The sequence below is a fragment of the Pseudogemmatithrix spongiicola genome (genome assembly GCF_030623445.1).
GTDB classification, from domain to species: domain Bacteria; phylum Gemmatimonadota; class Gemmatimonadetes; order Gemmatimonadales; family Gemmatimonadaceae; genus Pseudogemmatithrix; species Pseudogemmatithrix spongiicola.
This window is the reverse complement of the sequence record NZ_CP130613.1, coordinates 2,213,928-2,239,651: the sequence shown is the minus strand read 5'-3', so window position 1 is coordinate 2,239,651 and position 25,724 is coordinate 2,213,928. Positions and strand designations below refer to the sequence as shown.

General features: G+C 67.7%; 20 protein-coding genes and 1 tRNA gene. 10 read left to right on the top strand and 11 right to left on the bottom strand.

Features of this window, described 5'->3' with window-relative positions; genetic code table 11:
• Positions 1–88: 88 nt before the first annotated feature.
• The 6 genes from Strain318_RS10255 to Strain318_RS10230 all read right to left on the bottom strand — a co-directional run bounded on the left by Strain318_RS10255 (position 89) and on the right by Strain318_RS10230 (position 3,662).
• Entirely contained in the window at positions 89–541 is a 453-nt protein-coding gene (locus Strain318_RS10255; protein ID WP_367885607.1) for a pyridoxamine 5'-phosphate oxidase family protein, read from the bottom strand.
• An 8-nt stretch (positions 542–549) separates the two neighbouring features.
• Positions 550–1,695, bottom strand: coding sequence for a 5-(carboxyamino)imidazole ribonucleotide synthase (gene purK, locus Strain318_RS10250; RefSeq protein ID WP_367885606.1), 1,146 nt, complete (start codon positions 1,693–1,695; stop codon positions 550–552).
• Positions 1,692–2,177 (bottom strand): 5-(carboxyamino)imidazole ribonucleotide mutase, encoded by a 486-nt coding sequence (gene purE / locus Strain318_RS10245; RefSeq protein WP_367885605.1) that lies wholly within the window; start codon positions 2,175–2,177, stop codon positions 1,692–1,694. Before purE ends, purK begins: the two co-directional genes overlap by 4 nt.
• A 38-nt stretch (positions 2,178–2,215) precedes the next feature.
• Entirely contained in the window at positions 2,216–2,725 is a 510-nt protein-coding gene (locus tag Strain318_RS10240; RefSeq protein ID WP_367885604.1) for a DUF1697 domain-containing protein, read from the bottom strand.
• An 11-nt stretch (positions 2,726–2,736) separates the two neighbouring features.
• Entirely contained in the window at positions 2,737–3,507 is a 771-nt protein-coding gene (locus Strain318_RS10235) for an SDR family NAD(P)-dependent oxidoreductase (RefSeq protein WP_367885603.1), read from the bottom strand.
• An 82-nt stretch (positions 3,508–3,589) separates the two neighbouring features.
• Positions 3,590–3,662: transfer RNA gene (locus Strain318_RS10230), tRNA-Asn, on the bottom strand.
• Between the two features lie 130 nt (positions 3,663–3,792).
• Here Strain318_RS10230 and Strain318_RS10225 point away from each other — a divergent pair.
• Entirely contained in the window at positions 3,793–5,010 is a 1,218-nt protein-coding gene (locus Strain318_RS10225; RefSeq protein ID WP_367885602.1) for an ABC transporter permease, read from the top strand.
• Between the two features lie 14 nt (positions 5,011–5,024).
• On the opposite strand, the gene uvrA is transcribed toward Strain318_RS10225, so the two are convergent.
• Entirely contained in the window at positions 5,025–7,832 is a 2,808-nt protein-coding gene (gene uvrA, locus Strain318_RS10220; protein WP_367885601.1) for an excinuclease ABC subunit UvrA, read from the bottom strand.
• Positions 7,829–9,691: a serine/threonine-protein kinase gene (locus tag Strain318_RS10215; protein WP_367885600.1), complete on the bottom strand. Its 1,863-nt coding sequence runs from the start codon at positions 9,689–9,691 to the stop codon at positions 7,829–7,831. Before Strain318_RS10215 ends, uvrA begins: the two co-directional genes overlap by 4 nt.
• Positions 9,692–9,785: 94 nt before the next feature.
• Here Strain318_RS10215 and Strain318_RS10210 point away from each other — a divergent pair, with 94 nt between their 5' ends.
• The 4 genes from Strain318_RS10210 to Strain318_RS10195 are packed head-to-tail and all read left to right on the top strand — an operon-like array spanning position 9,786 to position 14,014.
• Complete coding sequence (locus tag Strain318_RS10210; RefSeq protein WP_367885599.1) at positions 9,786–11,642, top strand: ABC transporter ATP-binding protein; 1,857 nt, start codon at positions 9,786–9,788, stop codon at positions 11,640–11,642.
• A 56-nt stretch (positions 11,643–11,698) separates the two neighbouring features.
• On the top strand, positions 11,699–13,066 hold the full coding sequence (locus Strain318_RS10205) for an FHA domain-containing protein (RefSeq protein ID WP_367885598.1): 1,368 nt from the start codon (positions 11,699–11,701) through the stop codon (positions 13,064–13,066).
• 5 nt (positions 13,067–13,071) lie between these two features.
• Positions 13,072–13,824 (top strand): Stp1/IreP family PP2C-type Ser/Thr phosphatase, encoded by a 753-nt coding sequence (locus Strain318_RS10200; RefSeq protein ID WP_367885597.1) that lies wholly within the window; start codon positions 13,072–13,074, stop codon positions 13,822–13,824.
• Positions 13,817–14,014: a hypothetical protein gene (locus Strain318_RS10195; RefSeq protein WP_367885596.1), complete on the top strand. Its 198-nt coding sequence runs from the start codon at positions 13,817–13,819 to the stop codon at positions 14,012–14,014. The genes Strain318_RS10200 and Strain318_RS10195 overlap by 8 nt, the downstream gene beginning before the upstream one ends.
• A 6-nt stretch (positions 14,015–14,020) precedes the next feature.
• On the opposite strand, the gene Strain318_RS10190 is transcribed toward Strain318_RS10195, so the two are convergent.
• Positions 14,021–15,238 (bottom strand): HD domain-containing protein, encoded by a 1,218-nt coding sequence (locus tag Strain318_RS10190; protein WP_367885595.1) that lies wholly within the window; start codon positions 15,236–15,238, stop codon positions 14,021–14,023.
• Positions 15,239–15,381: 143 nt separating this feature from the next.
• Here Strain318_RS10190 and Strain318_RS10185 point away from each other — a divergent pair, with 143 nt between their 5' ends.
• From Strain318_RS10185 to Strain318_RS10165, 5 genes are read left to right on the top strand one after another with little or no spacing between them, the layout of a single operon-like run.
• Entirely contained in the window at positions 15,382–16,485 is a 1,104-nt protein-coding gene (locus Strain318_RS10185) for a Fic family protein (protein ID WP_367885594.1), read from the top strand.
• A gap of 46 nt (positions 16,486–16,531) precedes the next feature.
• Positions 16,532–17,182, top strand: a complete 651-nt coding sequence (locus tag Strain318_RS10180; RefSeq protein ID WP_367885593.1) for a DNA methyltransferase — start codon at positions 16,532–16,534, stop codon at positions 17,180–17,182.
• Positions 17,179–18,825 (top strand): Eco57I restriction-modification methylase domain-containing protein, encoded by a 1,647-nt coding sequence (locus Strain318_RS10175; protein WP_367885592.1) that lies wholly within the window; start codon positions 17,179–17,181, stop codon positions 18,823–18,825. The genes Strain318_RS10180 and Strain318_RS10175 overlap by 4 nt, the downstream gene beginning before the upstream one ends.
• Positions 18,818–21,355 (top strand): DEAD/DEAH box helicase family protein, encoded by a 2,538-nt coding sequence (locus Strain318_RS10170; protein ID WP_367885591.1) that lies wholly within the window; start codon positions 18,818–18,820, stop codon positions 21,353–21,355. Before Strain318_RS10175 ends, Strain318_RS10170 begins: the two co-directional genes overlap by 8 nt.
• 33 nt (positions 21,356–21,388) lie before the next feature.
• Positions 21,389–21,673 carry a hypothetical protein gene (locus Strain318_RS10165; RefSeq protein WP_367885590.1) on the top strand — a complete coding sequence of 95 codons (285 nt, stop codon included), beginning with the start codon at positions 21,389–21,391 and terminating at the stop codon, positions 21,671–21,673.
• A gap of 72 nt (positions 21,674–21,745) precedes the next feature.
• On the opposite strand, the gene pckA is transcribed toward Strain318_RS10165, so the two are convergent.
• Together pckA and Strain318_RS10155 are read right to left on the bottom strand one after the other, a co-directional pair.
• A complete protein-coding gene (gene pckA / locus Strain318_RS10160; protein WP_367885589.1) occupies positions 21,746–23,356 on the bottom strand; it encodes a phosphoenolpyruvate carboxykinase (ATP) in 1,611 nt (536 codons plus the stop codon).
• A 7-nt stretch (positions 23,357–23,363) separates the two neighbouring features.
• Positions 23,364–25,622 (bottom strand): NADP-dependent malic enzyme, encoded by a 2,259-nt coding sequence (locus Strain318_RS10155; RefSeq protein ID WP_367885588.1) that lies wholly within the window; start codon positions 25,620–25,622, stop codon positions 23,364–23,366.
• Between the last annotated feature and the right edge of the window lie 102 nt (positions 25,623–25,724).

Sequence of the window (25,724 nt, the reverse complement as noted above, 5' to 3'; positions counted from 1 at the left end):
CGAAGGTGTCCTGGCGATCAACGTGTTTTGAGGGTCCGGGCAGGACGAATTACTTCGTGCCTTCGTGTCTTCGTGGTGATGATGGTGGTCAAGAGCCCGGCGACGCCGCGCGACCGCTGAGCTCGTCGGCGTGGATGCGGAAGAGCAGCGCGCGCTCAGGCACCGGATCGTCCGGCGTGAGTGCTTCGGGAATGATCGTACGCACGAGGCTCACGCCCTTGTCGTACACGGCCTTCTCCTGCGCGCTGCCGTCCTTGCGCAGCAGGTAGAGCCCGCCCTTGACGACCACCGAAGCCCAATCGAAGACGTCGCGCACTTCGTCCACCTCGAAGGCGACCCAGCGATTGTGCGAGACCATCTCGATCTTCGTGCCGACGGCCGTGCGGCCATACAGCCATCCGTCGTCATACACGTAGTGGATGGGCACGAGCTCGATGCGATCGCGGTGGCTGATCGCCATCCGCCCCACATTGTGCCGATGCAGCAGCGTGATGCACTCGTCGGTGCTGAGCTCGCGGAAGACCGGCCGTGGCGTCGCCATGCTGCCTCCTAGCGCGTGAGTGCGTCGTAGGCGGCGCATACGCGTTCGAGCGCCTGCTCGGGCGTGTCGCCGTCTGCGGAGAGGTGTCCCATCTTGCGACCGGGACGCGCCTCCTTCTTCCCATACAGATGCACCCGGACGCCGGGAATCGCCAGCGCCTTCGTCACGTCCGGCGCACCGCCGTCCCAGAGATCGCCGAGCAGGTTGTGGATCGCCGCAGGCCGGACGATCTCCGTGCTGCCCAGCGGCAGGTGGCAGACCGCGCGCACGAGTTGCTCGAACTGGCTCGTCGGGTGCGCGCGCTCGGAATGGTGGTACGTGTTGTGCGGCCGCGGCGCGAGCTCGTTCACGAGCAGCTGGCCGTCGCCGAGGATGAACATCTCGACGGCGAGCAGCCCGACGATGCCCAGCGCCTCAGCGATGCGCAGCGCCAGTGACTCGGCGCGGTCGGCCATCTCGGCGCTCACGCCCGACGGCGTCACCGCCCACGTGAGCACGCCCTGCGTGTGATGGTTGCGTGACGGCGGATACGCGACGCTCGTGCCGTCGGCGCGGCGCGCGACGAGCACGGAGATCTCGGTGTGCAGGTCGAGAAAGGCTTCGACGACGCACACGGGCGCCTTGAGCTGCTCGAACGCCGCGCGGCCCTCGGCGGCGGTCTTCACGCGTACCTGGCCGCGGCCATCGTAGCCGCCCATCGCCGCCTTCACGATGCTCGGGCCCAACGCCGCCACCGCAGCCTCGGCCCCGGCGGCATCCGTCACGACGCGGAAGGCGCCGAGAGGAAAGTGATGTCGCTCCAACCACTGCTTCTGCCGCGCCCGTTCCTGCACCGTGAAGACGGCGTCGACGCCCGGATGCAGCGGTGCGGTGCGCGCCACGGCTTCGAGCGAGGGGCGGGGAATCTGCTCGATTTCCAGCGTGACCGCGGCGCAGCCCTGCGCGAGCTCGGCTGCGGCGGCGGCATCGCTCCACGCGGCAGTGATCGTGTGCGACGACACGCCGCGCGCCGGGCAATCCTTCTCGGGGTCCAGCACGCGCACATCGTACCCCAGCGTGCGCGCGGCCATCGCCGTCATGCGGCCGAGCTGGCCGCCGCCGAGAAAGCCGATCGTCGCGCCGGCGGGAACGGCGGGATGAGCGCCGCCGCTCACGGCAGCGTCTGCGCGCGGACGTCGGCGGCGCGGCTCTCGCGCCAGGCCTTCAGCTTGGCGCGCACCTCGGGCTTGTGCGTGCCGACGATTTCCGCGGCGAGCACGGCGGCGTTCGTCGCGCCGGGCTTGCCGATCGCCAGCGTGCCGACCGGAACACCCGCCGGCATCTGCACGATGCTGAGCAGGGCGTCGAGCCCGTTGAGCGCCGTGATGTTCACCGGGACGCCAAGCACGGGCACCAGCGTCTTCGAGGCGACCATGCCCGGCAGGTGCGCCGCGCCGCCGGCACCGGCGATGATCACGAGCAGGCCGCGCGATTCCGCGGACTCTGCGTACTTGAACATCTCATCCGGCGTGCGATGGGCCGAGACGACCTTGGCTTCGAAGGGGATGCCGAAGTGCGCCAGCAGCTCGCACGCGGGGGCCAAGGTCTCGTAGTCGGACTTGGAGCCCATGATGACGCCGACGAGTGGTGCGGTCATAGGGGAAATATGCCCGCAGGGCGGGGGACGGCGCCACGCTAGGGCGCCGCCAGCTCCAGCAGCGCCCGCACGGTGTTCAGGTTGCGACCCGTCCCTTGGTCCGCGAGCGGGACCTTGAGCTTCGACGTGCCCATGCCGTCGGGGAAGTGGATGAACAGCTCGCGGCCGTCGAGATGCAGTTGCTCGCGGCCGGGAATCTTCACGCCCTTCATCACCGTGCGAGGCGGTGCGTCATCAAGGAACACCACCAGGACGCGTTTGGGATCGGCATCCCGAAACGGATTGCGGGTCTCGACCTCCACGAGCTCGTCCACGCTGCGGAGCAGTGCCGCGTGGCGCTTTCCGAGACGGCGCTCGAGCGCGTCTTCCAGGGCGCGTCTGGCGCGCACGGCGCACAGTCGGCTCTCGAAGACCACGTTCCCGGACTGGATGTAGGTGCGCACGTTCGTGAAGCCAATCGACTCGCAGAGCGCACGCAGCTCGGCCATCGGCAGCTTGCCGGTACCGCCGACGTTGATGGCGCGGAGCAGGGCGATGTGCGTGGGCATCGCCCGGGAGCTTAGCGCCCCGCGCGCACCCGCGACATCCCGCCGTCGATGGGGATGACCTGACCTGTCACCCAATCGCTGGCGGGATCGAGCAGCCAGCGCGCCGCGGGTACCACGTCCTCCGGACGCCCGATCCGGCCGGCGGGGTGCATGGCCACGGAGACTTCGAGCGACTTCGCGTTGCCCGTGATGCGCGCGGCGAGCGGCGTCTCCACCAATCCCGGCGCGAGCGCGTTGACGCGCAGCTTGCGGCCGGCATACGTCGCGGCGGCGCTGCGCGCGAGACCGCCCACGGCGGCTTTCGCCGCGGCAATCGCCTCGTGGTTTGGCAGTCCGACCTCCGAGGCCGAGCTCGCGAAGAGCAGCACGCTGCCACCGTCGGTCATGACCTTGCCGGCGGCTCGGACGGCGGCGAAGGCCGTCTGCACGTTCTGCCGGAGCGTGTCCGCGAGGTCGGCCTCACTCGTCATGTGCGCCGGCTTGAGGAGAATGGAGCCCACGGCATTGACGATGCCCGCCACAAGGCCATGCCGCTGCGCGGCGCCGGCGACCAGCGCCTCGACGGCGGCGAAGTCGCTCGCCTCGACCGCCGCGGTTTCGACTTCGGCGCCGTGCGCGTGCAGCCCAGCGGCAAGCGCGTCGAGCGCCTCCGGGCGGCGGCCGGCGAGGACGAGCCGTGCGCCGTCGGCGGCGAGGGAGCGGGCGATGGCGGAGCCGATGCCGCCGGCGGCGCCGAGGATCACGAAGGCGCCGGCGGACGAGAGGTCGCGATTGAGCGTCATGCGAGGCGAACGGCTGGCCCCGATGTCACGTTCCGAAAATCCGAACGCCCCGTCTGCGATGCAGGGCGGGGCGTTCGGAAAGCTCCGGCGACAGGACTCGAACCTGTGACCCGGTGATTAACAGTCACCTGCTCTACCAACTGAGCTACGCCGGAATAGACGCGTAAGATAAACGGGCCAACCGCCCGCGTTCAAGGCGTCGGACCAGTCTCGGGTTCCCCCTCGGACGCCTCCCCGCGCGGGCGGCCCTCGTAACCTCCCGCCGCCCGCGCCGTATTTCCCACCATGCGACACTCCCTGCACGTCGGCGTCGAGGCCCTCCGCGCCAATCCGCTCCGCACGATCCTCTCCACGCTCGGCGTCGTCATGGGCGTCGGTGCCATGGTGTCGGTCCTCGCCCTCGGCGACGGCGTCGAACGCTACGCCCGCGAGGAACTGGCCCGTACCACGGACCTGCTGACCGTCGCGATCTCGCCCCGGACGGCGGTCGAGGTGGATGGCATGTTCCTCGCCCGCGACTCCGTGCTGCGCCTCAGCCTCGATGACGCCGAGGCGCTGCGCCGCGCGTTGCCGACCGCCGCGGCCGTGCGACTGTCGGCGCGCGGCGGTGCGATTGTGCGCCTGGGCAGTAGTGAGGCGCCACGCGGTCTGGAGATCCGCGCCGTCCCAGCGGAAGGGGAAAGCGAAGGCGTGCCCACACTCGCGACGGGCCGCTGGATCACGGATGCCGACACCGCCGTGATCGTGCTCGCCCACGCGGCCGCTGGGGCTGTGGCCGGCGACTCCACGGCGCCGCAGCAGGCACTCGGCGCTTCGGTGAGCCTGCGTGGGCAGCCGCACACGGTGATCGGCGTCCTGGCTCCGCGAGACGGCGACCGCGGTCTGGTCGCCTACGTGCCCGTGGCAGACGCCGAGCGCGCCCTCGGGCCGCGCGTCGCCGCGTCGCTCGTCATCCAAGCGGCGCGGATCGAGGACGTGGACTCCCTGCGGGCGGGGGCGGAGCGATGGGCGCAGCAGCGCATCGGCACCGAATGGCGCGAACAGGTCCAGGTGGTGAATCGCCGCGATCGTGCGGAGCAGGCGGCGACGGCGATGCGCGTGTTCAAGCTGCTGATGGCGGCCATCACCGGCGTGTCGCTGCTGGTCGGCGGCGTGGGGATCATGAACGTGCTGTTGGCGTCGGTGGCCGAGCGTACGCGCGAGATCGGCATCCGCAAGGCGGCGGGCGCGCGCGACCGCGACATCCTCACGCAATTCCTCGCCGAGTCGGTGGCGATCACGGGCGCGGGCGCGCTGATCGGCGTATTGCTCGGGCTCGGCGTCGCCTACGCCACGGCCGCGGTGATGCGCATGCAGACGCAGGCGCCGGTGCAGGCGGCGGTCACGCTGCCGACCGTCGGCTTCGCCGTCGTGATCTCGGTGGTGATCGGGCTGACGTTCGGGCTGTATCCGGCGCGGCGGGCGGCGCGCCTGAGTCCCGTCGACGCGATGCGCAACGAATAGCGCGGCGCGCGCGATCAGGGCTTGGCGGTGAGCTCCGGGGCGAGGAATCGCCCCGTGTGCGACGCCGCGACGGTTACGATGTCTTCCGGCCGCCCCATCGCGACGACCCGGCCGCCACCGTCGCCGCCGTCCGGCCCCATATCGATGATCCAGTCCGCGCGCTTGACGACGTCCATGTCGTGCTCGATCACGATGACGGTGTGCCCGTTGTCCACGAGCCGGTCGAGCACGTCGCAGAGCACTTCGACATCCCGCGGATGCAGGCCCGTCGTGGGCTCGTCGAGGATGTAGCACTTGCGGCCGCCCTTCTTCGCGGCGAGCGCGAGTTCGCGCGCGATCTTGAGCCGCTGCGATTCGCCGCCGGACAGGGTGGTCGCGGGTTGACCGAGGCGGAGGTAGCCCAAGCCCACCTGCTGGATCTGCCACAGCGCCTGGCCGAGCTTCTCCTCGCGCGGGAAGAAGCGGATCGCCTCGTCCACGGTCATGTCGAGCACATCGGTGATGCGCTTGCCGAAGTACGTCACTTCGAGCACCTCGGGCTTGTAGCGCGTGCCGCCGCAGGTCTCGCAGGGCACGAAGACATCGGCCATGAAGACCATCTCGACCTCGAGCGCGCCGGCGCCCTCGCAGGTCTCGCAGCGCCCGCCGGCCACGTTGAACGAGAAGGTGCCCGCGCTGTAGCGGCGCTGCCGCGCGAGCGGCACCTCGGCGAAGATGCGCCGGATCTCGTCGAAGGCCTTCACGTAGGTCACGGGATTCGACCGCGGCGACTTGCCGATCGGCTCCTGATCCACGAGGACGACCTCGTCGAGCGCCTGCCAACCGTCGAGGCTGTCGAAGGCGCCGACGCGTTCGCCGAGGTGCTGGCGCGCCGTGTGCTCGCCGGTGAGCTGGCGCTCGAGGGCGCGGAAGAGCACGTCGTGCACGAGCGTGCTCTTGCCGCTGCCGCTCACGCCGGTGACGCAAGTGAGCGCGCCGAGCGGGATCTTCACGGCGACCTCGCGCAGGTTGTGCTCGCGCGCGCCGCTGAGGGTGAGCCACTGCGGTCCGACGCGACGGCGCTTGGCGGGCACGGCGATCGTGCGGGCGCCGGTGAGGAACTGTCCGGTGAGCGGACTGTCGGCCGCGTTCACCGTCGGGCCGCTGAACACGACTTGTCCGCCCTTCTCGCCGCTGGCGGGGCCGAGTTCGAGCATCCAGTCGCTCAGGCGGATGGCTTCGAGGTCGTGCTCGACCATGAGCACGGTGTTGCCCGTGTCGCGCAGGCGCTTCAGCAAGTCGAGCAGGCGCCCGAGGTCGCGCGGGTGGAGGCCGATGCTGGGTTCGTCGAGCACGTAGAGCGTGTCGACGAGGCGCGCGCCGAGCGAGTTGGCGAGGCCGATGCGTTGGGCTTCGCCGCCCGAGAGCGTGCGCGTGGCGCGGTCCAGCGCGAGATACGTGAGCCCGACATCGCAGAGGAAGGCGATGCGATCGCGGGCCTCGCGCAGGATGTGCGCCGCGATGGCCGTCTCCTGCGGCGAGAGCGCGAGAGTGTCGATCCACGCGCGCAGCAAGCCGACGGGCATGGCCTGCACCTCGGCGATGGTCTTGCCCGCGACCTTCACGTGCAGCGCGTCGGGCTTGAGCCGTGCGCCCTGGCAACTCGTGCAGGTCTGCGCGGTCTGGTACTGCCGCAGGAACACGCGGATGTACTGCTTGTACTTCTTCGGCTCGAGGGCTTCGAGGAAGGGGAACATCCCGACGTAGCCCTTGGCCTTGCCGCGCAGCAGCTTTTCGCGCTGCGCCGATGCGAGGTCGCGCCAGGCGACATCCATGGGGATGCCATTCGCCTTGGCGAACTCCGCCAGCGCGCGGCGCTTGTTCTCGTAGCGCGGCTTGGTCCACGGATCGAGCGCGCCTTGGGCGAGCGTGCGCTCGGGGTACGGGACGATGAGCGCTTCGTCGTACTCCAGGGTGGCGCCGAAGCCGTTGCAGGTCTCGCAGGCGCCGCGCGGGTTGTTGAACGAGAAGAGCTGGGGCGAGGGCGGCGGCGCGACGTGCCCGTCGTTCGGGCAGCGAAACGCGGTCGTGAAGCGTAGCGGCGCGAGTGCGATCGGCTCGGACACCGGAATCACGACAGCGTCGCCGTCCCCCTCGCGGAACGCCGTCTCGAGCGCGTCGGTCAGGCGCGTGCGCTGCTCCGTGCCGACCGACAGGCGGTCCGTGACCACGAGCAGCTCCTTCACCTTCGCGAGGTTCGGCTTGCTGCCCGTGATCTCGTCGAGGTGCAGCACGATTCCATCCGCGGCGACGCGCACGAAGCCCTTTGCGCGCAGATGCTCGAGGATGCGTGCGTGCGTGAGCTTGGCCGAGCGCGCGAACGGAAAGGCGACCATGAGGCGCGTGCCTGCCGGCCAGGCGAGGACGGCGTCGCAGGCGGACTCCGCGGAATCCGGCTTGAGCTCGCGTCCGCAGTGCGGGCACAGCGTGTGTCCGGCGCGGGCCCAGAGCAGCCGCAGGTAGTCGGTGATCTCGGTGGCCGTGCCGACCGTCGAGCGCGAGGTGCGCGTCGGGTTCTTCTGTTCGATGGCCACCGACGGCGAGAGGCCGTCGATGGAATCGACATCCGGCTTGGGCATGCGCTCGAGAAACTGCCGCGCGTAGGCGGACAGGGACTCGACGTAGCGCCGCTGGCCCTCGGCGTAGATGGTGTCGAACGCGAGCGAGGACTTCCCGGAGCCTGAGGGTCCGGTGACGACGGTGATGGCGCGGCGGGGGAAGTCGACCGAGACGTCGCGCAGGTTGTGCTGGCGCGCGCCGCGGACGATGATGCGGTCTTTCACGTGCTGAGCAGCGTAATGTCTGGGCCTGACGCGGCGGCCGGCGGCGGGAGCGCCGGCGGATCCTCCTCGAACACGCTGCGGGTGCGCAACGTGCCCTCGATGGCCTGCAGCAGCTCCTCGAGCTCCTGCGTGGCCGTCTGCAGCTCCCAGCGGTAGAAAGCTCGCGAGGCGGAAATGGCCAGCGCGCCGGCGGCCAGTGCTGTGATGGCGGCCGGTGCGCCGATCGCGAGGCCGGCGAGGGCCATCGCCTTGGCCCCGATTGCACCGCCGATGACCCCGGACACCGCGCTAATCCCGCCGGCGATGATGCCGTAGCCCCACACGTTGTAGCCCACTCCCGGCCGCAGGTCCGCCACGACGGTCACCTCCGCGGCGCCGCCGTCGAGGTCGAGCGGGCGGATCGTCGCTCGCAGCTCGCGCGCGTAGAGTCCGTACCGCAACCACGTGAAGTGCGTGAAGTTCGTCCCCGAGGCGTCCATGTCGGGCAACTTGAAGACGAGGATGCCGCCGTCGAGCGGATGCCGACCGAGCTGGTCCTTGAGCGTCAGCCGGAAAGTGGCGTTCTGGAACGTCCGGCCCATCGCCTTGAGCACGTCGCGCGCCGGCGCGCGGATGACCCGCGAGACCGACAGCGAACGTTGGACGCGCCCGAGGATGGCGCGCCCCGCCTGCTCGCGCGCTTCGCTCGGGTCGACCGCCGCCTCGAGGGCGTCCGTCCCGGGGAGCTCGCTCAGCGCCAGGGCCACGTAGCGCTGCGAAATGCCGGCTTCGATCGCCGCCGATTCCACGTCCTGCAGGCGATAACTCGACGTCGGTGGGCCTTGGGCCGGCGTGCTCGTGGTCACGGGTTCACCCAGCTGCGTCCGCACGGCGTGTGCCCGGGTCTCGCGTTCGAGGCGCGCGGCCGCTTCCGCCTGCAGTTGGGCGGCCCGCCGCCACACCAGTGCGGCCTGATCCTCCGAGAGGAGGCGATGCCGATCGCTGACGACAGGTTCGCGCGATGCGACGGCGCCTTCCATGGCTCGCCGCAGCGCCTCGGCTAGATCCTCGCCCGTGGCAAACCGCTGCTCGGGATGCTTCGCGAGGCAGCGATCGATGGTCTCGGCCAGCGCGGCCGGCAACTGCGGCGCGACGCTGCGCAGCGGCGGCGGCGCTTGGGTAGCGTGCGCGACCAGCACCGCCCCCGGGGTCATGCCCTCGAACGGCAGTTTGCCACTGAGCAGGAAGTACCCGACGACGCCGAGTGCGTAGAGATCCGAGCGACCGTCAAGCGCGCCGCCGTTGACCTGTTCGGGACTCATGTAGTGCGCGGTGCCGACGACGTGGCCTTCGGTGGTGAGGTGCGCCGCGGTCTCGACGCGCGCGATGCCGAAGTCCGTAACCAAGGCGCGATTGCTGCCGCGCTCGATCATGATGTTCTCGGGCTTCACGTCCCGGTGGATCACCCCGCGCGCGTGGGCGTAGGCGAGCGCCCAGGCGACCTCGCGCAGGTGCCGCACGGCGTCGCCGGGCGGCAGCGGCCCGCGATCGCGCACGCGCTGGCCGAGGTTTTCGCCTTCGACCAAGCCCATCACGAAGTACGCGAAGCCCGCACGCTCGTCGGCGCGATGGATGTGCACTATGTGCGGATGCGAGAGCTGGCCGGCCGTCCGCGCCTCGCGGAGGAAGCGCGCGCGCACTTCGGGGTCGGCCCCGAGGGACGGCGGCAACACCTTCAGGGCGACGCTGCGGTCCAGCATCAGGTCCGTGGCGCGGAACACCACGCCCATGCCGCCGCGCCCGAGTTCCGCCTCGAGCGCGAACTCCTGCGCGAGCGCCGCGGCGAGCGGGGCGAATTGCGGGTCGAGGGCGGGGGTCACGGCGGCGTCCGTTCCGGCATGGCTGAAAAGTATTGCCTGCGCAGCGCTGCCACTGGGGCTAGCCCGGCTCCCGCGCCACCGGCGAGATTCCATCGTGACCGCACCCACCAGCATCAGCCACGAGGAGGAGGCCCTCAACAAGGCCTTCGACCTGCGCCTGGCCCGCCGCTTGCTCGCGCTCGTGCGGCCGTATCGTTGGCAGGTCGCCGGGGCGCTGGGCCTGCTGCTCGCGGTCGGCACCCTGCAGCTCGTCGGGCCCCTCATGACGCGGCGCGTCATCGACGTGGCGATCCCGGCCAAGGACAGCGCGTTGATCGTGCAATCCACGCTCATCCTGCTGGCCGCGCTGCTCGCCCAGGTCATCGGCGCGTACTTCGAGACGGTCGTCACGGGCAAGCTGGGACAGCGGGTGATGCACGACCTGCGCCGTCGGGTGTTCGCGCAGCTGCAGCGCCTGCCGGTGACGTTCTTCGACCGCAATCCCGTCGGGCGCTTGGTCACGCGCGTCACGAATGACGTCGAGTCGCTGAACGAACTGTTCACGTCGGGTGTGGTGGCCGGCATCGGCGACCTGTTCACGCTGGTCGCCATCACGGTCCTCATGCTGGTCGTCGATTGGCGGCTCGCCCTCGCCGCCTATCTCGTGGTGCCGGGCATCCTCTGGGTCTCGGCGGTGTTCCGCAAGCGCGTGCGCACCGAGTACCGCGAGATCCGCACGAAGCTGGCGCGCATCAACGCCTTCCTGCAGGAGCGCATCGCGGGGATCCGCGTGGTGCAGCTGTTCGGGCGCGAGGCCGACGAAGCCGCGCGGTTCCGCGAGATCGACCGCAGTCACCTCGCCGCGCACCTGCGCAGCGTGACGGTGTACGCGATGTACTTCCCGGCCATCGAGATCCTCACGACCGTCGCGCTTGCGGCGCTGATCCTCGCGGCGGCGCCGCGCGTCGAAGCCGGGGGGCTCACGGTCGGCACGCTCGCCGCCTTCCTCCAGCTGGCGCGCCGCTTCTACCAGCCGCTGCAGGACCTCAGCGACAAGTACAACACCCTGCAGCAGGCGATGGCGGCCAGCGAGCGCATCTTCAAGCTGCTCGACGAGACGCCGGAGCCGGAGCGGGCGGGGGAGGGGCCCGATCGTCCCGCCGCGACGCTGCGCGCGGACGCCGTGCAGCGACACGGCGTGACGGTCGCCTTCGAGGATGTCTGGTTTGCGTACGACCTTGCGCACGTCGCCAGCGGGGCCGCCGCGCCGGCCGAACCCGAGTGGGTACTGCGCGGCGTGAGTTTCTCCGTGCGGCCGGGCGAGACGTTGGCGCTGGTCGGCCATACCGGCGCCGGCAAGACGACGGTCATCAACCTGCTGCTGCGCTTCTACGAACCGCAGCGCGGGCGCATCCTGGTAGACGGCGTGGATATCCGGCAGATCCCGCTGGACGAACTGCGCCGCGCCGTCGGCTACGTGCAGCAGGACATCTTCCTCTTCGCCGACGACATCGCGACGAACATCCGCCTCTCCACGCCGCTCACGGACGCCGAGGTGGCGAGCGCCGCCGCCCGCGTGGGGGCCGACCGCATCGTCGCCCGACTGCCCGACGGGTATCGCCAGCGCCTCGGCGAGCGCGGCAGTTCGCTGAGCGTCGGCGAGCGGCAGCTGCTCAGCTTCGCGCGCGCCATCGCGGCCGATCCCGCCCTGCTCGTCCTCGACGAGGCGACGAGCAGCGTCGACAGCGAGGTCGAAGCCCAGATCCAGCGCGGACTCGACGTCCTGATGCAGGGCCGCACGACGATCGCCGTCGCGCATCGCCTCAGCACCATCACGCGTGCCACGGAGATCCTCGTCATGCATCACGGCGAGGTGCGCGAGCGCGGCAGCCACCGCTCGCTGCTTTCGGCCGGCGGACTGTATGCGCGGCTCTACCGATTGCAAGCGGGAGAACTCGCCACGGCCTCGTGACACGGGGACCGTCGCGCTTGCCGACCTTCCGGACGGTGCGGTAACTTTCGTCCCGGATGCCCTATCTGCAGCTCCAGGACCAACAGTTCCCGCTCCCGGCGGGTGATGCGACCGTCGGTGCCTTCCCAGGCGCGACGGTCCCGCTGCCTAACGGGGGCGCGTCGGACCGGGCGGTGGTGACGGTCGGGAGCTCCGGAGTGGTGATCAAGCGCGGGGCGCCGGATGCGGTCATCCTGGTGAACGGGGTGCAGCTCGGTCTCGAGCCCAGCCCCCTCCTGCACGGCGACCGCGTCGAGATCGCGGGCCACGAGCTGCGACTCGGCGACGACCAAAAGGAAGGCAGCACCCAGTTCGTCTCGGCGGCGGATGTCGCGGCACTGGTGGCGAACGCCAAGGGCGGCGCGGCCCCGAAGAAGCCCACGACGGCGACCGGCGGTCGCCTTGTCTCGCTCGTGGACGGACGCGAGTACACCGTGAGCGACGCGGGCATCACCTTCGGGCGCGAGGTCGGCAACGACGTCGTCCTCTCGTCGAGCGAAGTCTCGCGCAAGCATGCGAGCATCGCGCCGGCGGCGAACGGCTACGTCTTGGCGGATCACAGCACCAACGGCGTGTGGGTGAACGGCGTGCGCGTCGCGGGCTCGCAGTTGCTCGGTCGCGGCGATGTGCTGAAGATGGGGAGCGAGGAGTTCCGGTTCTACGCGGATGTCGCGAAGGCGGCACCTGCGCCTGCGGTTGCCGCCGCACCGGTGCCGGCGCCCGAGCCGGTTCGTGAGCCGGCACCAGCACCAGCACCAACTCCAGCTCCGACACCAGCTCCGACGTCTGCACCCGCAGCCGTGCCGACTCCGGCCGCTGTGTCCGCGCCGGACGCAGCGCCCGCCGCCCGACCGGGCCGCGCGCCACTGGCGACGCTCGAGATCAAGGCGGAGGGTCCGCTCAAGGGCACGCGATTCGATCTCCACGCCGCGCTCACGAACATCGGGCGCGGTGAGCACAACGACATCGCGATCCGCGATGAATCGATCTCCGACTCCCACGCGAAGATCCAGAAGCGCGCGGACGGCTGGTGGGTCGTGGACCAGGGGTCCACGAACGGCACCTACGTCGGCGGCCGTCGCGTGCAGGGTGAACAGAAGCTCGAAGGCTCGCCGGACATCCGGTTCGGCGGTATCAAGATGACGTTCCGTCCGGCGGCGCAGGCCGCCGAGGCGGCGGGTTCGACGCGGGCGATCGCCGCGGCCGACGTGGACGCGCTGCGGCGCGGCGCGGCGGCAAGGACACCGGCCATGGCCAAGGCTCCGGTCGCTCCGGCGCCGGAAGCCAAGAAGAAAGCCGGTTGCGGTGCGGTCATCGCCATCTTCCTCAGCCTCGCCGGTGCCGGCATGGGGCTCATCGCGTTCCTTCTGACTACGGTGCGCTGACCGCTATGCAGATTCACGTCGGCGCCGGGACGGATGTCGGTCGTATCCGCTCGGGTAACGAGGACAACTTCTTCGCCGAGGCGGATGATCGCCGCGGCGTTTTCGTGGTGGCGGATGGAGTGGGCGGTCACGCGGCGGGCGAAGTCGCCAGCGAGATGGCCGTCACCATCGTCTCGCGACACCTGCTCGGCCTCTCGTCGGTGCGCGACGCCGGTGCCGCCGACCTGGTCAACAAGTCGCTGCAGGAAGCCAACCGCGCGATCTTCGAGCGCATGCTCGCCGAGTCGGACAAGCAGGGCATGGGCACCACCGCCTCGGTGATGGTGCTTTCCGACCATGGCTACCTGATCGGGCAGATCGGCGACTCGCGCGTCTATCTGTACCGCGACGGCGCCCTGGTGCAGATCACCAAGGACCACTCCTACGTGCAGGAGCAGGTGGACGCCGGCCTGCTCACGCCGGAGCAGGCCCGGTATCACCCCTACAGCAACGTGATCACGCGCTGCGTCGGGGCGAGCGACGAGGTCGAGTCGGACATCTATTCGGGTGAGGTGCGCGTCGGCGACGTGTTCCTGCTCTGCTCCGACGGACTCACCGGCATGGTCGACGACCGTCGTCTGGCGCAGCTGCTCATGGCCCGCTCGGGTCCGGGCCGCATCGTCGATTCGCTGATCGCCGAGGCCAACGGCCGCGGCGGCCTCGACAACATCACGGCGATCGTCATCCAGGTCCTCGGCCTCGAGGCCGCGGGTGGCTGAACAGCCGGAATCGGTCGGCGGGCTCGCCGAGCTGTACCTGGGCAACATCCTCTACGCGCTGGAGCGCTGTGCCCTCGCGATGGCCGAGGAAGGGCGCGGGGCCGATGCGAAGTTCTATCGCGGCATCGGCAAGTTGTTGGCCGAGGCGCACGGCAAGGCGAAGCAGGCGTCGTCCGAGCCCACGGCGTAGCGGCCCTCAGCGCCCGAGCACGGCCAGTACCTCGGCCAGTGCCACCGACCGCCGCTCGGACGTGAACACGCGCAGCCAGCGCGCCGACTGGTAGAGCTGCTCGCCGAGAATCGGCAGGTTGAGCGTGCCGGCGAGCCCGGCGTCGGTGAGGCGATGCACGCTGCCGTCCTTGGCGAGCAGCGGTAGGTCCAAGCCGAGCATGCGCTCCTTGCGCGGGAAGTCGAGCAGCAGCTCGCCCGCCTTGAGCCCCATCGACGCGGCCAGCGCATCCTCGGCGAGCCGGATGCGGGCGCGATCGTCGGCCAACCATTCGAGGTCGTAGTCGGCGAGGGCGAAGGCCGGGACCTCGAGCGCACGCTTGAAGAGGCGGCGTTCGCGAATGGCCGCGACCAACGGGCGGTCGCCGCGCTCGAGGTCGTGCAGCAGCCCTTCGTCGGTGAACTGCGCGAGCCGCAGCGGGTCGAGCGAGCCGTCCTGCAACGCGTCCTCGACGAGGCGCTTGTACATCGCCGTCGCGCTGCGCACCGCGTGGTGCCAGTACACGTTGCGGTACATCTGGTACTTGGCGAAGAGCAGGGACTCGAGCGCCGAGAGGCCGCGTTCCTTCAGGCCCACGGCGCGGCGGCCCGTGACGGGATCGGTGACGAGGACCAGCGCATGGCGCAGGCGGTCGACGTCCACTTCGCCGTACGAGACGCCGCAGTTCATGGCGTCGCGCTTGAGGTAGTCGATCTTGTCGAGGTCGATGCTGCCGGAGATGAGGCCCTGGAGGGGCTCCTGGCTCTCGCCGCGCACCAGCGCGAGGATGCGCTCCGGCGCGTCCGTCGCGAATTCGCTGCGCAGGATCTCGGCCACTGCACCCTCGGCGATCAGCGGTCCCGCGACCGTCTCATGGTGCGGGACGCCCAGCTCCTCGAGCGCGTGCGAGAACGGGTAGTGCCCGATGTCATGCAGCAGCGCCGCCGCGATGACGACGCGGCCGTCGAGCTCGCGGAAGCCGTCTTCTACCGACGTCTCACGCAGGATCCGGACCGTTTCCTGCGCGAGGTGGTAGGCGCCCAACGCATGCTCGAAGCGCGAGTGCGTCGCGCCGGGATACACCAGGTGCGCGAGGCCCAGTTGCCGCACGTAGCGCAGCCGCTGGAACGCGGGCGTGTCGAGCAGGCGAAGGTAAGGGCCTTCGATGCGGATGTTGTTCCAGAGGGGGTCGCGGAGCGTGGGCATGCTGGGAATGAATATATCTGCTTTATTGACAATGAGTTACAGCGTTTGCGGCGAATACGCAGGCTATTCGCCGCAAATTGTGCGGTAAATAGTTGATTCTTTCGCCGCAAACGGCCATATTCACCGCATAATTTGCGGTGAATATGTCATACATCCATAATAACCCTGAGTGGCCGCGGCTCGCCTGGGACATCGAGTCCCTGGCTGGGCAGCTATCGGGCGTGCGGCATCGGCAGGGGTTGTTGGTGGGCCGAGTGGCAGCGCTGGGGCTCGAGACGCGGCAGGAGTCGCAGCTCGCGGCGCTCACCGCCGATGTGGTGAAGTCCTCGGCCATCGAAGGGGAGCAACTGCCTCCCGCTGAAGTGCGATCGTCCATCGCCCGCCGGCTGGGGATTCCCGTGGGCGGACTGTCAGAGACCAGCCGTACCGTGGACGGCGTGGTGCAGATGATGCTTGATGCAACGCAGCACTACGATCAGCCGCTCACGGAGCGGCGATTGTTTGACTGGCATCTCGCGCTGTTTCCTGTCGGGCACACCGCGCGCAGTCGACTCTCAGTCGGCGCGTGGCGAACGGATGCGCAGGGTCCGATGCAGGTGGTCTCGGGGTCGTTGGCCGAGCCGCGTGTGCACTTCGAGGCACCGGCGGCCGCGCGGGTGCAGGGCGAGATGGAGAGGTTCTTCGAGTGGATGAACGCGCCGTCGGCGTTGGATCCCGTGCTGCGGGCGGCGGTCGCGCACTTCTGGTTCGTGACGATCCATCCGTTCGACGATGGAAATGGACGCATCGCTCGCGCAATCGCGGACTTGGCCTTGGCGCGCGCGGATGGTCGGCGTGAGCGTTACTACAGTATGTCGGCGCAGATCGAGGCCGAGCGCAACGACTACTACCGGCAGTTGGAGCGTGCGCAGAGTGGCGGGCTGGATATCACGAGTTGGATCCGATGGTTTCTCGGATGTCTTGATCGCTCGTTCACGCGTGCCGAGGGGGCGATGGCCCGCGTGCTGCGCGATGCACGGGTGTGGGACTTGGTCAATGCGCGCGGCCCCAATGATCGCCAGCGGTTGGTGCTTTCGCGGATGCTCGGGGACTGGGCGGGATGGTTGACGACGTCGAAGTACGCGACGCTGGCGAAGTGCTCGAGCGATACGGCGCTGCGGGACGTGAAGGAGTTGGTGGGGTGGGGGGTGTTGGTGCGGAACGAGGCCGGGGGGCGGAGCGTGAGTTATCGGCTGGTGGGGGAGTAGTGCGAACAGCTATCCTATACCGTCAACCCTCTTTGCGCCCCAGCCTATGACTCTCGTCAGATCCAAGCAGCGCGTCGCCGATCACGGAGAGGTGTTTACGCCTGCGTGGATGGTTGAGGCGATGCTCGACCTCGTGAAGGGCGAGACGGAGCGCATCGATTCCCGATTCCTTGAGCCGGCCTGCGGCAGCGGCAATTTCCTGGTCAAGATCCTGCAGCGCAAGCTCGCTGCGGTCGAGACGAAGTTCGCTCGGTCAGACTTCGAGCGACGGCACTATGCGCTCCTTGGTCTGATGTGCACGTACGGGATCGAGCTCCTGGACGACAACATCGCGGAGTGCCGCGCGAATATGCTCGAAGTGTTCGCGGAGTATTTGCGGCTCGAGGAGTCGGATGTCCTGCAGCGCGCAGCCGCGTACGTGCTCTCCGTGAACCTCGTGCACGGGGATGCCCTGACGATGCGAACGAGCGTCGGGCAGCCCATCACCTTTGCAGAGTGGGGTTACCTCGGCAAGGGCAAGTTCCAGCGTCGGGACTTTCGTTTGGACAAGCTGACCCAGTCCTCGGCGTTCAGCGAGGAAGGATCGTTGTTCGCCCATCTCGGGAAGCACGAGATCTTCACGCCGGCCAAGACGTACCCGCCGCTGACGGTCCTCGAGCTGGCGGAAATGGCTGCACGGCAGGGGGATGTCGAATGAACGGACAGGCGCCCTTCACGCTGCGCAACCGCAATCCGGACATCCTCACCTGCATCGCCAATCTGTCGAACGATGAGGTGTTCACGCCGCCGGAGTTCGCCAACCGGATGCTGGACACGCTGACCGAAGCGTGGGCAGCGGATCATCAGGGTGCGAATCTGTGGGCGGACAGTACGGTTCGCTTTCTCGATCCGTGCACGAAGTCTGGCGTGTTTCTGCGTGAGATCACGCGGCGGCTGAATGAGGGGCTCTCGGGGCAGATTCCGGATCTGCGGGAGCGAGTGGATCACATCCTGACGAAGCAGGTGTTCGGGATTGGCATCACGCAGCTCACGAGCCTGTTGGCTCGTCGGAGCCTGTACTGCTCGAAGCACGCGATGGGTGCGCATTCGATTGTGAAGGGGTTCGCGAAGGACGAGGGCAACATCTGGTTCGAACGCGTCGAGCATTCGTGGAACGCGAACCGGTGCGTGTACTGCGGGGCAAGCAAGAAGACGCTGGACCGGGGAGAGGACCTTGAGTCCCACGCCTATGCGTTCATACACACCGATGACATCAAGTCGCGCGTAGCCGACTTGTTTGGAGGCGCGATGCAGTTTGACGTGATCATTGGAAATCCGCCGTATCAGCTCGAGGATGGCGGATACGGTACGAGTGCGGCGCCGATTTACCATCTCTTCGTTGAGCAGGCAAAAAAGCTTGAGCCGCGATATCTGTCGATGGTGATACCGTCGCGATGGTTCTCTGGCGGAAAGGGGCTGGATGATTTTCGCGAGTCGATGCTAGCGGATGATAGGCTGCGCTCGATTGATGACTTTCTGAGCGCGGCCGATGTGTTCCCGGGAGTCGGCTTGAAAGGCGGCGTGTGCTACTTCCTTTGGGACCGAGACAGCCGGGGGCTCTGCCGTGTTACGACTCATCACAAAGACGAGAAGCCTTCGGTGGCAACACGCCGCCTGCTAGAGCCTGGTAGCGACGTGTTCATCCGGTTTAACGAAGGATTGTCAATTCTGACTAAAGTCGTCGGCGTCGAGAACGGGCAGGCGCGGTCGCTTGCACTCCCTGAGAATAGACGCTTTGACTTGCTGGTGAGCTCGCGAAAACCCTTCGGCTTGGATACGACGTTCAGGGGGCGCGAGAAGAAGCGCGAAGGTGATGTCGCTGTGTACCAAAACGGCGGTGTTGGTTACGCATCACGAGATAGCATTACGACGGGTAGGAATCTCATTGATTGTTGGAAGGTCTACGGCGGCTACGCCGCTCCAGGCACGGGAAACAAAGACACCTATCCACATCGAGTTATCAGCACGCCATTTGTCGGTGAGCCCGGTTCTGTCTCATCCGAAACCTATCTCTGTTTTGGCCCATTTCAGTCAAAGCCGCAGGCGGAAAGTGTACTGTCGTACCTCTCTTGCCGGCTTACGCGCTTCCTGATTCTTCTGCATAAGCCCTCACAGCACACGACTCGCAAGGTCTACGCGTTCGTCCCAACACAGGACTGGTCGCGGAAGTGGACCGATGCTGATTTGTACGCAAAGTACTCGTTGACGGCTGAAGAAGTGGAATTCATCGAGAGGATTGTCCGCCCGATGGACCTCTCTGAGAGAGACTCGGAGCAACCAGGATCCGACACTGATGAGTAGGTCAATCGAGGCTATTCTGGCGCCCAAGCCGGAGGCACGCCCGCGCATCTACGCCTACTCTATCGCGGACGACGCACACCAAGGGCTCCTCAAGATCGGGCAAACCACGCGCTACGTGAAGGAGCGCGTGGCGGAGCAGCTGAAGACAGCCCACATCAGGAACTTCCGCATCGAGCTGGACGAGCCCGCCGAGCGCGTGGACGGCAGCGTCTTCTCGGATCACGACGTGCGTGCCGTGCTGCTGGAGAAGGGCTTCAAGAAGGTCGCGCTGGAGTGGATGCGCTGCACCGTCAAGGACGTCCAGACGGCGCTGACGGAGCTGCGCACGGGGCAGCGGTTCATCGGCGCGCACGACCAAACCTTCAAGCTGCGGCGCGAGCAGGCCGCCGCCGTCGAGGCCACCCACGCATACTTCCACTCGCGGTGGCAGGAGGATATGCACGCCGTCCCGCGCTTCCTCTGGAACGCGAAGATGCGCTTCGGCAAGACCTTCACCACCTACCAACTCGCCAAACGGCTTGGCGCGAAACGCGTGCTGGTGGTGACGTTCAAGCCGGCCGTCGAGGATGCGTGGCGCACGGACCTCGAGTCCCACAAGGACTTCGACGGCTGGCAGTACTTCTCCAAGTCGGTCGGAAAGGATCCGACGACGGCCAAGAAGGCGCAGCCGCTCGTCTACTTCGGGTCCTTCCAGGACCTTCTCGGCCGCGACGACGTGGGCAACATCAAGGCCAAGAACACCTGGCTGCACAAGATCAAGTGGGATCTCGTCGTCTTCGACGAGTACCACTTTGGCGCCTGGCGCGACACTGCCAAGGAGTTGTTCGAGGGTGAAGACGGTGCGGTTGCGCGGAAAGAGGCACGGCTCGAGTACGCGGCCGATCTCGAGGAGATGAACGAGGACCTCACCGTCCTCTCGGAGCAGGAGAGCGCCTTTCTCCCCATCACCACCAAGGCGTACCTGTATCTCTCGGGCACGCCGTTCAAGGCCTTGGCGACCGGCGAGTTCATTGAGGAACAGATCTTCAACTGGACGTACACCGACGAGCAGCGTGCCAAGGCGGACTTCGCACGCAGGCATCCGACGGAGTGGAACCCGTACGGCGCATTGCCGCAGCTGCGCCTGCTGACCTATCAGATGCCGGACGAGCTGCTCGCAATCGCCAGCGGCGGCGAGTTCGACGAATTCGACCTGAATGAGTTCTTTGCCGCGACGGGCACTGGCACTGCCGCACGCTTCAGGCACGCGAGTGAGGTGCAACGCTGGCTTGACATCATCCGGGGCGGGGACAAGCAGAAGTCCCACGAGCACCTGAAGACCGGAACCAGGCCGCCCTTCCCGTACTCGGACCTGCGGTTGCTGCCGTACCTGCAGCATTCGTTCTGGTTCCTACCGAGCGTGGCGGCGTGTCACGCGATGGCCAACCTGTTGCGCGAGCGGCACAACACGTTCTGGCGCGACTACGAGGTGGTGGTGGCCGCTGGCAGCGGCGCTGGGCTCGGGCTCGCCGCCCTCCCGCCGGTGCGCGACGCCATCGGCAGTGGTTTCGACACCAAGACCATCACGCTCTCGTGTGGCAAGCTCACGACCGGTGTCACGGTGCCGCAGTGGTCGTCCATCCTGATGTTGCGGAATCTCACGTCGCCCGAGACCTACTTTCAGGCCGCGTTCCGCGTGCAATCGCCCTGGGCCATCAGGAACCCAAACGGTGACGACCCGCACGAAGAGGAGATCCTCAAGCCGGTCTGCTTCGTGTTCGATTTCGCGCCCACGCGGGCGCTACGACAGCTCTCCGAGTACGGCATCGGTCTCTCGCCGGGCGACCCCAACCCCGAGAACGCCGTGAAGGACCTCGTCGCGTTCCTTCCGGTGCTGGCCTACAACGGTGCCACGATGAAGCAGGTGGACGCCGGGGAGATTCTCGACATCGCAATGGCCGGGACGTCCGCCACGTTGTTGGCTCGGAAGTGGGAGTCCGCGCTGCTGGTGAACGTGGACAACGCCACGCTGGCTCGCATCCTCGCGGATCCCGAGGCAGTTGCGGCGGTGGAGCGCATCGAGGGCTGGCGATCGCTTGGCGATCACCCGATCGAGACTATCATCAACAAGAGCGAGAAGATCAGGGAGCTGAAGGGGAAGGCCAAGGACGGCAAGCTTACGGCCAAGCAGCAGAAGCAGCTTACGGAGGCCGAGCGGGAGTACAAGTCCAAGCGGAAGCTCATCCAAGAGAAGCTCATCAAGTTCGCGACGCGCATTCCGGCGTTTATGTACTTAACAGACTTCCGTGAGAATACGCTCCAAGATGTCATCACCAAGCTCGAGCCGGACCTGTTCCGGACGGTGACGGGGCTGACGGTGAAGGACTTCCATCTGCTGGTGCGCCATCGGGTCTTCAATACCGAACAGATGAACCAGGCAGTCTTTGCGTTCCGGCGCTACGAGGACGCCTCACTGCAGTACACGGGCATCGCGAGCCACGAGGGGCTACGGCAGTATGGCTTGTATGACACGGTCGTGGCCAAGGAGTGAGTCGGGATACCGTCAACTCTTCGGAGGCGGAACGTGGCGAAGAAGAAGGCGACTCGGGAGCGAATCGTTGGCAGCGTGAAGGAAGTTGATGTCGTGCGGCAACCGCACGGTGCGAAGCGCATTGGTGAGCCCGTCGCGCTCAAGGTTCGCACGCGCGCCGAAGGGAGAGTTCAGGCGGAGTGGTTTGCCGTGGGCAAGAAGCTCAAGAGCCGCGTTCGTGATTTGGCGTCGGTGCCTGAGCAGCTGGTCGGACATACATTCGAGTTCTCGCTGAACGAAGCGGGAGAGATCGTCGAGCTCTCCCGCATCTCCATGTAGCGCACATGTGAAGAAAGGGGGCCGAGACTCTCGTCTCGGCCCCCTTCCGTCCTCCGCCCAAGGCCCTCGCGTTCAGCCCTTCGGCCCCGCGCTAAGAATATCCGCGGAGACCGCCGCACCGAACTTCTTGATGTTCTCCTGGAACATCGCGGCGAGCTTCTTGGCCTGCTCATCGTAGGCCTTCGAGTCCTTCCACGTGTTGCGCGGGTTGAGGACCTCGTTCGGCACGCCCTCGACGTGCACCGGCAGGTGCAGGCCGAAGATCGGGTCGGTGATCGTGTCTTCCTTCTCGAGCGCACCCGAGAGGGCCGCACGCACCATCGCACGCGTGTACGGCAGCTTCATGCGTGCGCCGACGCCGTAGGGGCCGCCGCTCCAGCCGGTGTTCACGAGCCACACCTGCGAGCCGTGCTTCTTCAGCAGCTCACCGAGCATCTCGGCGTACTTGGTCGGGTGCCACACGAGGAACACGGCGCCGAAGCATGCCGAGAACGTGGCCTGCGGCTCGGTGACGCCGCGCTCGGTGCCGGCCAGCTTGGCCGTGTAGCCCGAGAGGAAGTAGTACATCGCCTGCTCGGGCGTGAGCTTCGCCACCGGCGGCAGCACACCGAAGGCATCGGCCGTGAGGAACACGACGTGCTTCGGATGGTTGCCACGCCCGCTCGGCACGTGGTTGCGGATGTAGTGCAGCGGGTACGAGGCGCGGGTGTTCTCCGTGATCGCCTGCGAGCCGAAGTCCACGCGCTTGGTGCCCGGCTCGAGCACCACGTTCTCGAGGATGGTGCCGAACATCTCCGTCGTGGCGTAGATGTCGGGCTCCTGCTCCTTCGAGAGGTTGATGACCTTGGCGTAGCAGCCGCCCTCGAAGTTGAACACGCCGTGCTCGCTCCAGCCGTGCTCGTCGTCGCCGATGAGGCCGCGCTCGGGGTCCGCCGAGAGCGTCGTCTTGCCGGTGCCCGAGAGGCCGAAGAACAGCGCGGTGTCTCCGTCGTTGCCGATGTTCGCCGAGCAGTGCATGGAGAGCACGCCCTGCTTCGGCAGCATGTAGTTCATCACCGTGAACATCGACTTCTTGAGCTCACCCGCGTAGCGCGTGCCGCCGATGAGGATCGTGCGCTTGGCGAGGTTGAGCACGATGAACGTGCTCGTGCGCGTGCCGTGCTTGGCCGGATCGGCCTGGAACTCCGGCGCGTGCAGGATCGAGAAGTTCGGCACGAAGCTGGCCAGCGCGCTGACGTCCGGGCGGATGAACATGTTCCGCACGAAGTTCGCGTGCCAGGCATTCGGCGTGACGTAGCGGCAGGAGAGGCGGTACGCCGCATCGGCGCCGCAGTAGAGGTCCTGCACGAACAGCTCGCCCTGCTGGTTCAGGTAGGCCTGCACGTCGGCGAGCAGCGTCTCGAAATGCGCCTCGCTGATCGGCTGGTTGACCTTGCCCCAGTCGACGTCGTTCTCGGTGCTCGGCTCCTTCACGACGAACTTGTCGTTCGGCGAGCGGCCGGTGTGCGGCTTGGTCACGGCGACGAAGGGCCCCATGTGGGCCAGTTCGCCTTCACCCTTGCGGATGGCGGCCTGCACGAGGTCCGGCGCCTCGAGATTCCAGTGAAGCGTGCCAGCGGGCTTGAGGCCCTGGGCGCCGAGTCCGGTCGAGCTCTCGCGCACGGGAGCGGAAGCAGTGGTCATGGGAATGTCAGGTGGTGGGACGGGAGCGCTGCTGCGCGTCGATGACGGCAACGGCGGCCATGTTGACGATCTCCTGCACGTCGGCGCCCTGTTCCAGTACGTGGACCGGGTGCTGCATGCCGACGAGGATGGGGCCGATCGCCGTGGCCCCGCCCAGTTGGGTAAGCAATTTATACGCGATGTTCCCCGCGCTGAGGTCGGGGAAGATCAACACGTTCGCCGCCTCCTTGAGGGCGGAGAACGGGAAGCGGGTGTTCAGGATCTCGCTGCTGAACGCCGTGTCCGCCTGCATCTCGCCGTCGACCACCAGCGAGGGGTCGCGGAGGCGGAGCATCGAGACGGCCTGGGCCACCTTCTGCGCCTCGGGGTGCTTGACCGAGCCGAAGTTCGAGAACGACAGCATCGCGATGCGCGGCGAGATGCCGAAGGTGCGGGCGAGGCCCGCCGCGCTCCAGGCGATCTGCGCGAGCTGCTCCGACGTCGGCTCGATGTTCACCGTGGTGTCGCCGAAGAAGACGACGTGCTTCTCGAACACCAGCATGTAGAGGCCGCTCACGAGCCCGTGGCGACGGTCCGTGCCGATGATCTCCAGCGCCGGACGGATCGTCTCGGGGTAGTGCTTGCCCAAGCCGCCGACCAGGGCGTCGGCGTCGCCCATCGCGACCATGACGGAGCCGAAGCTCGTCGCGCGCGTGATGCGCTGGCCGGCCTCCACCAGTGAGAGTCCCTTCCGCTGGCGCTTCTGCCAGAGGTACTGTGCGTAGCGCTCGCGGTTGGCGCTCGTGCCCGGCTCCTCGACGTGGATCATGTCCAAGGAGATCCCGAGGTCCTCCGCCGTGGCGCGCACGCGGTCCTTGCGGCCCAGTAGGATGGGCGTCGCGATCCCGTCGTCGGCGAGGATCTGTGCGGCGCGGATGATCTTCGGATCCTCGCCCTCGGGGAAGACCACGCGCTTGGGTTCACGCTGGGCGCGCGTCGCCAGCCCGCGCATGATCCCGCGGGCGCGACCGAGCCGCGCCTCGAGCTGGTCCCGGTAGGTCTCCAGCTCGATGAACTCGCGGGCCACGCCGCTGGCGACCGCCGCCCATGCCACCGCGGGCGCCACGGTCAGCAACGCGCGGGGATCGAAGGGGAAGGGAATCAGGTACTCGGGCCCGAACTTCACGTTGGTGAGGCCGTACAGCGCGCTCACCGACTCGGGCACGTCTTCCTTGGCGAGCTGCGCGAGGGCGCGTGTCGCCGCCATCTTCATCTCCTCGTTGATCTCCGTCGCGCGGGCGTCGAGCGCGCCGCGGAAGATGAACGGGAAGCCGAGGACGTTGTTGACCTGGTTGGGATAGTCCGAACGGCCGGTGGCGATGATCGCGTCATCGCGGACGGCGCGCACCTCGTGCGGGAGGATTTCCGGCACGGGATTGGCCAGCGCGAAGATGATCGGGGCCTTGGCCATCTTGGCGATCATCTCGCCGGTGACGGCCCCCGCGACGGAGAGCCCGACGAAGATGTCGGCGCCGTCCAACGCGTCGGCGATGCTGCGCATGTCCGTCTTCCGCGCGAACCGCGCCTTGTACGGATCCATGTCTTCCTTGCGGCCTTCGTAGATGACGCCCTTGCGGTCGCACATGGTGATGTGCTCGCGCTTCACGCCCAGCCGCACGTAGTGCTCGGCCGTCGAGATGGCGGCGGCGCCGGCGCCGGAGAATACGACCTTGACCGTCGCGATGTCCTTGCCGCTCACCTCGATGGCGTTGAGCAGCGCCGCGCCGGAGATGATCGCCGTGCCGTGCTGGTCGTCGTGGAAGACGGGGATCTTCATCGTCTTCCGCAGCGTCTCTTCGATGTAGAAGCAGTCCGGCGCCTTGATGTCCTCGAGGTTGATGCCACCCACGGTGGGCTCGAGGAGTTGGCAGAACTTGATGACGTCGTCCGGGTGCTCGGAGCCGACTTCGAGGTCGAAGACGTCGAGGTCCGCGAACTGCTTGAACAGGTTGCCCTTGCCTTCCATCACCGGCTTGCCGGCGAGGGCCCCGATGTTGCCGAGCCCGAGGACGGCCGTGCCGTTCGTGACGACGGCGACCAGGTTGCCCTTCGCCGTGTACTTGTAGGCGTCGTCGGGGTTGGCCTTGATTTCGAGGCAGGGCTCGGCGACGCCCGGCGAGTAGGCCAGGGCCAGGTCGCGCTGGTTGGTGAGCGGCTTGGTCGGGACGACGGCGATCTTGCCGGGTCGTCCGCGGGCATGGTACTCGAGGGCGTCCTCTCGCTTCATCCGCGCAATCTAGTGGATTCGGGCCGCTCACGGAGGTCGCTCCCCCCGTCGTAAGCGCTTGGGCTGGAACCCCTTGGGGGCGAGCGGGGTTGTGAACGGGTT